Source organism: Thalassoroseus sp. (assembly GCF_984380535.1).
Window position 1 is genome coordinate 39,583 of sequence record NZ_CFHRBF010000001.1, and the last position, 12,855, is coordinate 52,437.

A 12,855-nucleotide genomic window follows, 5' to 3' on the forward strand; every position below is an offset into this window, starting at 1 on the left:
CGTCGAACACTTCCCGACATCGATTGACTCCATGTCTACGACCGAACTCGACCGACATCGTTATCCGTGGCTTTTCTCGCCTGCAATCGATCTGAGTGTTTTCCTAGGCAGTGCGATTGTCTCTTTGATGCTCTTGGTGATTGGTTCGCAGACTGGCGTCCTTCATGCGGACACGCCCGATTGGGCGTGGGTCCCAGCGATCTTGTTAGTCGATGTCGCTCATGTCTACTCCACTGCATTTCGCGTCTACTTCACGCCGCAAGAACTTAGTCGGCGTTGGCGACTATATATCGGAGTACCAGTTCTAGCATTCCTCGTCGGTGTTATGATCCATCGAACTTGGGGGCCAACCGTTTTCTGGAGACTTCTTGCATATCTAGCCGTGTTCCACTTCATCCGGCAACAGTATGGCTGGGTTGCTTTATATCGTGCGAAAGGCAAAGAACATGATCGATGGACGAGACGAATTGACACGACTGCCATCTATCTAGCTACGATTTATCCTTTGGTCTATTGGCACGCACACCAGCCAAGAAACTATGCATGGTTTCTGCCTGACAACTTCTTGACGGTCCCTATCATTGTCGAGAGAACCCTGAGACCAATCTACTGGTTTAGTCTAGTTGTTTATGCCGGCCGATCGATTTGGTGTTGGTACACCGACAAACCAAACCCCGGCAAAGATCTTGTTGTACTGACTACGGCCGTGTGCTGGTATGTTGGCATAGTGACTTTTAATTCAGACTATGCCTTCACGGTTACGAATGTGATCATCCACGGTGTTCCGTATCTTGCATTAGTCTATTGGTATTGGCAGACCAATCGTCGCACATCACAACAACGAACCGGCCTACAACAACTATTGATTTTTCTAGCCACCATTTGGTTATTCGCCTATATCGAAGAACTCGTTTGGGACCGAAGCGTTTGGCAGCAGCGAGACTGGCTTTTCGGACCAGCGTGGCCAATGGAACACTGGCACGATTATATAGTTCCATTGCTCGCCGTGCCTCAGATCACACATTACGTCTTAGACGGCTTCATTTGGAAACGTAGACGGAACCCCGAGTTTTCATCGGCTCTACAGAACCTTCCGCAAAAAAAAGAAGTCCCCAGCGATTAAGACTGAGGACTTCAAAACCGGAAACCATTGAAAAACTAGTCGATCGGTTTAATCGTCGATGTTATCGGTTTCACCCAGAACTTTTGGTCGTCTGAGTAATAAGGATAGATTCGACTTGCCGGCCCCGTGTATGTTCCGGGAATTGCAGCGATGCATGACAAACCAAGTTCAATGACTTCGCCAGCTTCCATCGCTCGCCAATAGAGAATGACTTCTCGGCCACGTACTTCATACGCGGCAATCTTTTTCGCTTTGACGAGTTCTTTCAGTTGGTCGTGACGCACCTCGAATCCGCCGGGCAGTCCGACGATAGCCACTGGCGTTGGCACTGTTTCTTCAGAAGTGTTCTCACAACGAACTTTGACTTCCGCTGCGGCCCCTTCTTGAAGTTCCTTTTGGCTGAGAGTCGTCTTCAGTTCAAGCGGACTTTCCACGGAAGATCGCGGTTGTACTTCGTTGAACTTGATAGAGATAGCATAAGGCATGCTAGAACCATCAGCCATCTGAACTGCAACCGTGTGTTTCCCCGAACCGAGTTTAGCCGCGAAATCTGGCAGAGCAATTTCGCCACGCGTGTCTTTCGTAAACGTGACTGGCTCGCCAAATGGCTTTTCATCAACGAGCAACTGCAGTTTGCCATCAGCTTTTGGTTTCGCACGGGCTTTGTCGAACTCAACAATCGCCTTGAGTGCAAGGACTGTCGATTGCGTATTCCCGTATCGTCCGCCTTCACAGACGCTCGTCAGGTATTTGAAACCTTTATCCGCAAAGTCAATGTAGTCCGGGTCGCTCAACCATGCCAACACTGCAAGTGCGGTCGCCTCGATTTTCAATGCCTCTCCACCGCTACCGACGATCGACTTGCTAGCACCATTGATGGAACCGTCAATTGCTTGCAGCGTCACAAGTTTGTCAAGCAGAGATTGGGCAGCGTCCTTCTTCTCGGCTAAGACTAGCACGTTAGCTGCTAGTGCAACGACGTAGCTATTGTCGTTTGAAGCCGCATCACGTTCGACAGTGGCAATTTCTTTGTCAAGCCCTGTCATGCCCGCACTTAAAAGAGCCCATGTGATGTAAGCATCGGATACATCCTGGTCAGCTAACCAAGTGTGCAATGCCCGACGTTCGCGAATAAAGTGACCTTGCCCATCTCGTCGACTCATTAGCCAATCTCGAGATCGCGTTAGCATGGCGGAATCCACGTCTCGGACTTTTGCCATATCCGAGAACTCTAATAGTCCGTATGCGGTCAGAGCTTCATGACCGGGGTCTTCGCCGAACCATTCGAATCCGCCACTCTTACATTCAAACCCAATCAGTCGGTCATATCCTTTCGCCAACATCGTTTGACTACGTTCAATTAAGTCGGGATCCACACCTGCATGCGACTGAAAATACTGTGCAGCCATGACAAGCGGATAGGTGGTGGAACTTGTCTGCTCGAAACAGCCATAAGGTTCCTGAATCAGTCGTTCCAGTGCGGCAGTTAAATTGGCCATCGGTGTCGGGAACACTACGACCTTAGCCGTCAAACTACCAGGAACGACTGAGTCAGTAATTTCGATTTCGTGAGAGACTGATTCATCGGCATACAACATTCCGCCATAGGCAAGTTCCACTGGGAACCCCTGCGGAACGATCACTAACGGTCTGGTGACTTGATCTCGGTATGGGCCAGCGTTCGAGGCGATGACCAGTTCCGACAATCCATTCAGTGAACCGATTTCGAGCGACAGCAACTGGCGGATTCGCTCATTCGGTCCGAGTTCAAATGGCTGTAGTTCGTTCGACACGAATCCTTTGCCGTTGATAGTCAGGCTTGCATTCGAGAGTGGATCGCTTGTCGAGTTGACCACCCCTAGCGGGAGCAGAACTTTGTCTCCGGTCGTGACTTCCAACGGTAACTTCGGTTCTACATAGAACGGCTCGACCGACTGAATTTGTTCGGTGGCAGAATGGAGATTCCCAGACGCATCGAAGGCATCTGCAGCGACTTGAAAACTCGTGACCGCATCGCTGAGGTCGAACGAAACCTTGGCCTCTCCCGTCTTTGCGTCGGTCCGAATACCCGCGTGCCAATAGAGTGTTTCGGTGAAATCCGTGCGTTCGCCCGGTTGTCGATTCGGGCGAACTTCGTGTGCATACTCACGGACGACGAGAAAAGGTCCTGCCAATCGGCCGGCGACTCCGAATCCGCCGGCTTGTTGGAAGAGTCTCGCTTGGTCGCGGGCTTCCTTGTTGGCCGCTATGGCTTTCCCGAGGTTTTGTTGTCCTGGCTTCTGGGCTTGTTCAATTCGATCTTCGTCAGCGAATCCGGCAGGAACTCGTTCCGCCGGCATTTTCTTTTCTGGCTTATCTTCCAGCGCAGCGGGTTCTACGGCTCCTTCTTCGGCGAATTTCAGATTGTCCGCCGGCGCTGCTTCGACGGCTAGCGGTGCTTCAGCTTCTGGAATCGCAAACGCGTCAACCTCCGCGCCACCACCGATACCGCCAAGTGCACGGAAACGGAACATTGGACGAGGTGCCGGAATGGTCAACGCTAGCAGACGTCTTGCATCGTCACCATGTTCCTCAATTAGCGTCGAGGAATTGTAGAAAGCAAACCGTCGCCATCCCTGAGTCGCCAATAGCAAATCGACGGCAGACTCCGAAATTGGATCGCTTTCATCAAGATAGATATGGGCATCCGCGAGGTCTTGAACGTGTGACTCGAAAATTGCCATTACCGGGAGGCGGGGCGGTTGGTCGCGAGTTTCTAACATCTCCAGCACACTGTCGTCTGTGACTGTTAGTCCGACGACTGCAGAAACCGGGTTGCCATCTGCGTCTGTTGTCTGAACGGTCAGGTTGGCCTTGCCGCCGGGTGTATATTGTTCTTTGTCGGCCCGAATTTCGACTTTGAGTCCGGCCTTTGGTTTCCGGAATACAAGTCGCTCGGCTAATGGTGTGCCATCGTTATCTTCGACTGTCACAACCAACACACCGGAAGCATCCTTCGCGTCTAGATCCAGGGCAAGAGCCTCACCAGCTTTCGCGTCGACCGACTTTTCGAGAATGAGTTGTTCGCGTTGTCTTAGCAAAACTTTGAGTCCGCGTGGCTTCGAACTTCGAATCACAACGGGCACGTTCTGGTCGGTGGGAACGACATTTTTCTGTGTTTGTAATGTGACGCCGTCATCGTGGACTTTCGGTAGGGGAAACGTTTTATCAATTCCACTCGGTTTTGCGATTCGTAAGGCGTAGGTTTCACCTTGCTTGGGAGTCAACTCGACTCGGCCACGCCCTTCGTGAACCGTTTCAAACTGACCGACAACATTCCCGGAGGAATCGAGGATTTCTCCTGTGATATCAGCCGGTTTTTGGACAGGCGTTTTGGCTGAGACATACACCCGATTTGGAATACCCGCGACCAGATCGCCACCTTCGGGGTAGAAGTTCACATCGACGGTCTGTAGTAAGATGGGAATGGACTTAGCAGCGGTATCGACGACGCCACCGTCTTCGATCGTAAATGTCAAAGTCCCTTCGCCCCGATCCATTTCTGTAGGCAGATCGAACTGAGCCGTCGCGATTCCGTTTGGATCGACAACGGTTTTCGCCTCGTGTACGGGTTGTCCATCGACCAAGACGCGAACCGTTACTTTCGCATCGACGGGGATTCCTCCCTCCGCCCGCTCGACTTTGACGCTCGCCGAGACCTTGTCGCCAGGCCCGTATCCATCGCGGATGAACTCGATTTGACTCTTCAACCGAGGTGCACGATAAGCCCGAATATCGAACTTTCGCTCAGCCGGGGGAAGACCGAGCCACGGGTAACTCACTTTCGCCGTATACTCTCCACCGGCTTGTCCTGTCGGAATCGTCCAGGCGAAACCGAGAATGCTGTCTTCTGTGTTCGTCGTGGCGGTCGAAACCACGTCGCCTTTCGGTCCCAAAATCTCAATTGTCGCCTCGGCCACGAAACGCTTGCTCGCCGGTTTTCGTGAGTGGGCTTCGAGCAGAACGCCCCGGAGATAGACTTTCTCATCGGCCCGATAAATCGGCTTGTCTGTCGAGAGATGAGTCAGGTAGCGTTCGTCTCCGCCGAGAGTGACCGGCTTGATGATTTTCCCGGCGTCACCATCGGGCGGTGCTTCTTCTGCATTGTCGGCACCGCTCAGACGGGGGCCAACGAGGCATAGGACGGAAGTCAGCAGTAGGCCACCGCTCAAATACGCGGCTAGGCGAAGGCGTTTAGATGCAACGACCGGCATGGGAAAGTTCCTCACGGTTCACTCGAAATCCATCGACGACAAGACGCGTTGCCGTCCTTGCTGGATTGGGACGAGGAAGACCGCAAGGAGTTCCCAAAAAGTTTCCAAATGATTTCTGGTTTAGGTGTTCTCGTTAGAACTGGGAATCACGAACAACCCAACCGGAAACTCGGCGAAGACTTCAGACGCCCGTAGAGAGCCGTCATCCGCGACGACCAATTGGGCACGAGTGTACATCGAGTCGAGCTGTTTCCCGGCGAGCGATGTCGGAAGCATTACCCGTGTATCTTGCCAAACCGCGTCGCCTACCGGCGCGTTCTTCCAGTCACTGATGATGCCGGTCGTCCAGCGTGGTGCAATCGAGATTGCAGCTTCGGAACCTTGAACTCGAGCAAATCCGACAAGGTGCTCGGATTGAGGACCTTCAAATGTCAGCCGATGATACTCGCTTTCCAAGAACAACTCTGGAAACTGCCGTCTGACGCTAAGAGCCTCACGAATCGTGTGCAGTTTGATCCGCCCGTCTTCTGGATGCTCGACCATTTCTCGGAGGAGTTCCTGTCGAGACTCCACAGAGCTTTCGAACCGCGTGACCAACTCGTCTAGCAATCCTTTGCGAAGTTCGTAATCCACCTCACGACGGTTATCCGGGTCTACTAATGCGAAATTCCAGAGTTCGTCGCCTTGGTAAAGGTCCGGCGTTCCCGGCGACGTAAATTGGAACAGCGTTCGCGAAAGCGAATTCCAGAACCCAGGCCGAGCGATCCGTTGCACGAACGATTGAACGTCTTCGAGGAACAGACGCGAATTCTCGTCCTTTCCACCCATTGCACCACGAATAAACTCGACCAGCACGGATTCAAACTCTGAGTTCCCATCGGTCCAACTCGTGCGAACTTTTGCCTCGCGAACGGCCTTGAGCATGTATTCCTCCAACCGCTCTCGGAGGAACTCGATGACGTCCGGGTGAGAAATGGGGACCGGCCCGTCTTCCGTTGTCGTCACCGGCCAGATTCCGATGAGGTTCTGATAGAACATGTATTCGGCGGCGGGGTCGGGTGCGGTCTTCTCCCTCACACGTGATCGACGGGAACGATTCAGATCTCGCCATTTCGTCACGCGTGCAGTCCAGATCTTGGGCCACTCGGAAAGCACATCGAGTCGGGCTCGTACGTCGGCAGTTCGCTTTGTGTCGTGCGTGGTGACACACAAAATCGCACGCGGTGCCGATTCGACGCGGTACTCGTTCCCCGCATGAAAGTTCTCGACGGCCTGATGTAGATCGGTATCAGGTTCGCCACCCACCTCATTACGCGAGACCAGCGGAACGTATGCATATAACGCCGTGTCCTCAATTCCTTTCGCCGTGGCCGGGCCGGTCAATTGTTGAAGCCGTTCAATGAAATGCAGCCGCTCGTTGCGATCATGTTCGGTCATCTCGGAGGGATTACCAACGAGGAATTCATTGAGAAATTCCAAACTTTCTCGCGAGGCTCGTTGTCGTTTCTCTGCGCCCTGAATAGCGACTTGAATCGCCCAGCGGTCGTGCTCACTCAGTTCGGTATGATCGGGGTTGATATAGGTACGATAACACGGAAGCGCGACGCAGAACTCGACTAACGCCTCGACGAGTTCCTTTTCTCGCAGACTGGCACGTTCGGGCTTCGCTTGAGCTAGGCGATGTAGAATATCGGCGAGACGACCCACGAAAGCGGACAGGTCGGCTTTCAAGATTCGTCGTTTGCCCCAAGTTGCAACCTGCTCGAAATGCACAGGTCGGCCGAACATCCGCCGGTATCGTTCCTCGATCGATTGATAACCTTCCGGCGTAATAAACAGAGCCTCGGTTTGGTTGAGCGATTCGTAACCTGTCGTTCCGGCACTCGGCCAATCCGCCGGTAGGACTTCATTGTGTGCAACAATTTTCTCGACCCAAACCGGGATCGAGGTATCGTTTGGTGCCTGTTCGTTGATGAGGTCTCGTAAGCGTTCCAGGTATCGCAACGGGTCGCGAAGGCCATCGATGTGATCGATTCGGATTCCATCGAGCAAACCTTCGGAAATCCAGCGGGCGATCAGCGTATGGGTATCGTCGAAAACTTCCGGGTCTTCTTGACGGATCGAAATCAAGTCGTTGATATCGAAGAACCGGCGATAATTCAGAATGCGAGCCGCTCGTCGCCAATACACAAGTCGATAATTCTGGGCATGCAGTAGGGCACGAAGCCGTTTCTGACCTTCTTCGCCGGCTCCAAACTGCTCCGCACTTTGTACGGCCCACGTTTGGATCGCGGGAGACATGACAATGATCTGCGCGAGTTGCGAGAGCAAGTCTTCTGTGTCATCCAATGAAAGCTCGACGTGTCGTTTGCCACGTTCATTACGAGTTGGCAGAGCATCAAGTTGATCGAGCACGGCATGGATTTCCGTCAACGCCGTGTGACCATCAGGAAACTGCTTTTCCAACTCCGGCAATCCGAATCGTAAAATCATCGGCACAGTGGCCGGGTCGATCGGATAGGTGTTTTCCCAATAACGGACACGAAACCGTCCCTGATCCCAAAACACGCTCAGCTGATCTTGGGCGAGTACCCGCCGCAAGGGTTCCCCGAGCACCGGAACGAGCACACGGCCCCACAACTCGGAGTGGGGCATTCGCCAATCGATATCGAACCATCGCGCATGGGGCGAGCTAATTCCGTAGGTTAGCACATGCTCCCAGTACGGATTCTCCCCGCATGCCGCCATATGATTCGGAACAATATCGAGAACCAACCCCATTCCGTGGGCATGGAGGGTTTTCACGAAGTTACGGAACGCGGTTTCGTCTCCGATGTTCGGATTGACCGACCGCGGATCGACCACGTCGTAACCGTGGGTGCTTTCTTGTCGGGCCCGCAACAATGGTGAACTGTAGGCGTGTGTGACACCTAGCCGACTGAAATAGGGAATCAATTTTTGCGCGTCTTCGAAGCGAAAACTCGCGTTAAATTGCAATCGGTATGTAGCGTACGGGCGTTCGGATTGGCTCATTGAGGCACGCGTAGGGAAAGTTTCTCAGCCAATGCGGAGTATTGGGGTTCCCATGTGGACTCGGTCGTCGCACGATCGGATCGCCCTCGCTGGCTGGTTAAAAACTGAAAAAATCGGTTTTGAACCGAGGTCAAATTCACATCAAACGGCAAACGCCGAGCTAGGTCGACCACGGAATCCAATCGGTCAAAGGCTTCCGCGTCGTTGGGTGTGTTCTCTAATAACTGCATCGCCAAGTCGATTCGCTCTTCAAGTTCCTTAGCTAACCCGAGACGATCCAATCGGGTTTGCCATGTGGAAGCTTTGTCGATCAGACGTTCGATGTGCTCCGCGTCGGGTTGTGTCTTGAGCGCTTTCCGAATCTCCGCATTGATGACGATATCCGCCACTGCGCGAAACGCTGCGGGGACAGGCACGGCTTGGTCGGTCAGGAAGTGGATTAGCGGGTCAAAGTTGTGAAACGCGTGCCAGTTCATTTCTTCGATGGTACTAAGCGATCGACTCAGGAGACGATCGAGGATGCGACGTTGCTCATCACGGAACAGATTCCGCAGTGAGAACTGTTCACCCGGAAACGCTGATTCAATCAAGCGAATCACGCGAGGCACATCCGCTCGGGCGACGGCCTGTCTCAATTGAATTTCCGTCTCGTGATCGGCTTCGGAATTCGCTAGCCGAACGCCGCCAATGAGGTTTTGGTCGCCAAAGTGGAAACACGCGAACGACAATGTCTGAGTATCATACGTCAGTCGACTGACGACTTTGAGTCGGCCCCAGCATGTCCGTGATCGCCCAGTCGATCGTTGATGGTACTCTTCACGATCCACAATGTAGGCATCGATCTCGCTCGGATTCTCTGCGGTGAGATCAACCGGATCGGGACAATCGCAATCCGGGTCTTCCTGAAATAAGGATGCTGCCGCATGGTGGGCCGCTACCGTTTTCAGATTGACCCGCGTCGGCACCACTTGCTCGGCATAAATATGGCCACCGTCTTTGAGTTCCGGATCGTTGCTGGGCGCTTCGGCCAGTCGCTTCTGAAAACCGGGGGATGCTTCGCGATCGTCGAACAAGTCTTCTGCGATCTGAATTGCGCGTTCGGCGTACTGCATGATCTGGACGGTTTCGATGCCAGATATCTCATCGAAAAACCAGCCGCAACTTGTATACATCAACTGTGTATGACGTTGCAGTTCCATCAGCTTGAGGACGTCGCCTTTTTCCTCTCGCGATAGTGGTCGTACACAATGTTCAGAAAGGAATTCTTCGATTCTTGCGTCAGACCGATTTAAAATGACATCGATGTAGGCGTCGCGTGCCGCCCAGATATCTTTCAGAAGTTTTTTGCCGAACGATTCGCAGCGATCAATGAACCGGTCGCGAATCCAGTCGAGGGCGTCTCGCAACGGTCCCCGCCAGCGTTGATGGGTTCCGCCACGACCAGTGTTGCAACCGCAATCTCGACACCAACGCCCCACGCCGTGCGCACAACTCCAAGCCGTGTTTTCCAAGATATCGACTTCTGGCAGTCGATCGTGGAGTGCCAAGTATTGGCCATAGTTCGATAGCTCGACATCCGGTCGATCTTCGATGTACTGCAAGGCGTACGCGAGTGCCATTTCGCCAAAACGATGATGATGCCCGTACGTCTCGCCATCCGTCGCGATATGCACCATCTGTGGCCATGACCGATTCGACGAGAACGCTCCCAGCAAACGCTGCGCAAAGTCCTCACCACGTTTCAGTACGCCTTCGAACGCAATACCCTGTGAGATTGGTGCATCGTAGAAGAACAATGCGATTTTCTTGCCGTTGGGCAGCGTCTGGTAATACGGTGTTGTCGGGTCGACTTTCGCGCCGGTCACATCTTCCCAGGCCGCACTCGGTCGCATCTTGACACGACCAGCTTGGTACGGCGAGAGAATCGTGTACCGAATTCCGTGTTCTTGGAGTATCGTCAGCGTTTCGAGATCAACCGCGGTTTCTGCGAGCCACATGCCTTCGGGATTGCGACCGAATCGGTAACGGAAGTCGGCAATTCCCCAGCGAATCTGCGTGACTTTATCGCGGTGATTCGCCAGCGGCATGATGATATGATTGTAGACCTGTGCAACAGCCGAACCATGCCCATCGAAGCGTTTCTGACTTTCCTTGTCGGCCTCAAGCAATGCCCGATACACATTCGGACTAGACCGTTCCATCCAGCTAAGCAATGTCGGCCCAAAGTTAAAGCTGATCCGCGAATAGTTATTGGTCAGCTGCGAGATATAGCCATCAGCATCCAAGATCCGCGAGAATGCATTGGGTTCGTAACATTCCGACGTGATCCGCTCGTTCCAATCATGGAACGGATACGCCGAGTCTTGCACCTCGATCGTTTCCAACCACGGATTCTCGCGTGGCGGTTGATAGAAGTGACCATGAATACAAAGATATCGACGCATGAATTCCGTCTTTGAACAGAGCAAGCCGGCAGCCCAAGTCGCGAGACTGCGGCCCCCAAAATCTAGCGAACCGGTGCTGCCGGAGAGATGGCCGGACGATCTCGTGTCAGCACCACAAACGAGTAAGCCGGCAGTTTCAAAGCATACGTTCCAGATGAATCGATCTGCGAAGGTAGCGAGTCCGTTTGCGGACCATTCCATCGATTCTCTGCCGAATTCAATTCGACAGTCCAATTGCCTTCAGGGATAGGAATATTCGTTTCGACCGTATCCGACTCAAACGAAAACACGGCTAAGAGTTCGCGGTGATCTGTCCAGACGTGCTCACGGATGACCGAATGCGGCGAGACGGCGGAATAGTTCATGCGGTCGCGAGCCGGAAACATCAATGCGGGATGCCCTTTTCGCAGCCGAATGAGCGTTTTGTAGAACTCTAGCATCACCGCATGTTCGCCCTGCGATTTGAGTCCGTGATTGAGTTTCGAACGGTTGAACGTGTCTTCCGATTGTGGATCGGGCGGTTCTTCCTGCCAACGAAAACTTGCGAACTCGGCTTTCCGTCCTTCTCGGACTGCCTCGACCAACCCCGGATCGGTATGACTGACGAAAAACTGGAACGGTGCTGGATCGCCGTATTCTTCGCCCATGAACAACATCGGCGAGTAGGGCGATAACAGGACCACCCCCGCAAGCAACTTGGCGGCTTCGAAACTCGTCAGCTCCTTCAATCGTTCGCCAAGCATCCGGTTCCCGACTTGGTCGTGATTTTGCGAGAAGACCGTGAATTGCTCGGGCGAAAGTTGATCGGGCCTGTTGCCATAGCGTCGAGCTCGATGCGGCGCGTACACACCGTCGTACACGAAACCATTCTGCAGCGAGAGCAGCAAATCTTCGAAGCCGTCAAAGTCGGCATAGTAACCGGCGCGTTCGGGCAGCAGCGTGGTGTGTAAGCCGTGATGCAATTCGTCCGACCATTGGCCATCGAGTCCGAAACCACCCACGCTTTGCGGACTGCACAATCGTTTGTCGTTCAAACTGCTTTCTGCGATCAAGTGGACCTGACGGTTCAGTCGCTGTCCTTCGAGGTGACACGCATCGCCGAGTTCTTGCAGAAATGGATAGGCGGAGTTATCGAAAATGGCGTGAACGGCGTCGAGTCGGAGGGCATCAATATGACATTCGCCGATCCAGTAGAGGGCACTTTCGATGAAGAATCGCCGGACTTCGTCGGCATAGTTGTCGTCGAAGTTCAACGCCTCGCCCCAAGGCGTCCCGTATTTGTCAGTGAAGTAGTGGCCGAACAGGCTGAGATAATTCCCCTCCGGCCCAATATGGTTGTAAACGACATCCAGAATTACCGCGAGACCACGTTCATGACAGGCATTGACCAGGCGTTTGAGACCGTCCGGTCCGCCGTAGGTGTTCTGTGCGGCGGAAGGATGGACGCCGTCATATCCCCAGTTCCGTGCTCCGGGGAACTGACTGATCGGTAGTAATTCCACCGCGGTAATACCCAGATCGACCAAATCATCTAGGTAGGCAATCGCACCATCGAACGTTCCTTCGGGCGAAAACGTCCCGACGTGCAGTTCGTAGGTGATGTAGTTTGTCAGCGGAAGCCCATGCCAATGCTGGTCCGTCCATGCAAATTCGCGTGAAGCGACACCGGACGGTTTGTGCACGCCATCAGGTTGCCAACGGCTGAGCGGATCGGGCCACGAATCTTGTCCATCGAGCCGAAAGAAGTACTTCGTACCGACTTCGAGGTCAGGAACATCCAGAAAAAAGTACCCCCGTGGTTCTGGCTGCATTGGCAAAAATCGATCTTCACCATCAACGTTGGCGACAAGATGCAAATCAACGGATTCAGCCTTCGGTGCCCATACTCGAAACGTGACTCGGCCGTCTGTTTGGCGTAGAGCACCGATGGAGGGCGGATAAGTCGGATGAGCGGGCGGGGTATTGGAGTCGGCCATGCTGGGTCTCAAAATCGCATTCGATC

At 53.5% G+C, this 12,855-nt stretch carries 5 protein-coding genes; 1 reads left to right on the top strand and 4 read right to left on the bottom strand.

Annotated elements, in window-relative coordinates; all coding sequences use genetic code 11:
* Positions 1–31 precede the first annotated feature (31 nt).
* A complete protein-coding gene (locus AC5DDB_RS00175) occupies positions 32–1,123 on the top strand; it encodes a hypothetical protein (protein ID WP_491737640.1) in 1,092 nt (363 codons plus the stop codon).
* Positions 1,124–1,158: 35 nt separating this feature from the next.
* Here AC5DDB_RS00175 and AC5DDB_RS00180 read toward each other — a convergent pair whose 3' ends face one another.
* From AC5DDB_RS00180 to treZ, 4 genes are all read right to left on the bottom strand, one after another.
* Positions 1,159–5,376, bottom strand: a complete 4,218-nt coding sequence (locus tag AC5DDB_RS00180) for an MG2 domain-containing protein (protein WP_491737641.1) — start codon at positions 5,374–5,376, stop codon at positions 1,159–1,161.
* Between the two features lie 120 nt (positions 5,377–5,496).
* Positions 5,497–8,409, bottom strand: a complete 2,913-nt coding sequence (gene treY / locus AC5DDB_RS00185; RefSeq protein WP_491737642.1) for a malto-oligosyltrehalose synthase — start codon at positions 8,407–8,409, stop codon at positions 5,497–5,499.
* Positions 8,406–10,853 (bottom strand): DUF3536 domain-containing protein, encoded by a 2,448-nt coding sequence (locus AC5DDB_RS00190; RefSeq protein WP_491737643.1) that lies wholly within the window; start codon positions 10,851–10,853, stop codon positions 8,406–8,408. The genes treY and AC5DDB_RS00190 overlap by 4 nt, the downstream gene beginning before the upstream one ends.
* A gap of 62 nt (positions 10,854–10,915) precedes the next feature.
* The gene (gene treZ, locus AC5DDB_RS00195) at positions 10,916–12,829 is read right to left on the bottom strand and encodes a malto-oligosyltrehalose trehalohydrolase (RefSeq protein ID WP_491737644.1); all 1,914 of its coding nucleotides are present in this window, start codon (positions 12,827–12,829) and stop codon (positions 10,916–10,918) included.
* Positions 12,830–12,855: the final 26 nt, after the last annotated feature.

Excerpts from the sequence above, each read along its gene's own strand:
- AC5DDB_RS00175 (WP_491737640.1), top strand. The coding sequence starts at position 32 with ATGTCTACGACCGAACTCGACCGACATCGTTATCCGTGGCTTTTCTCG.
- AC5DDB_RS00180 (WP_491737641.1), bottom strand. The coding sequence starts at position 5,376 with ATGCCGGTCGTTGCATCTAAACGCCTTCGCCTAGCCGCGTATTTGAGC.
- treY (WP_491737642.1), bottom strand. The coding sequence starts at position 8,409 with ATGAGCCAATCCGAACGCCCGTACGCTACATACCGATTGCAATTTAAC.
- AC5DDB_RS00190 (WP_491737643.1), bottom strand. The coding sequence starts at position 10,853 with ATGCGTCGATATCTTTGTATTCATGGTCACTTCTATCAACCGCCACGC.
- treZ (WP_491737644.1), bottom strand. The coding sequence starts at position 12,829 with ATGGCCGACTCCAATACCCCGCCCGCTCATCCGACTTATCCGCCCTCC.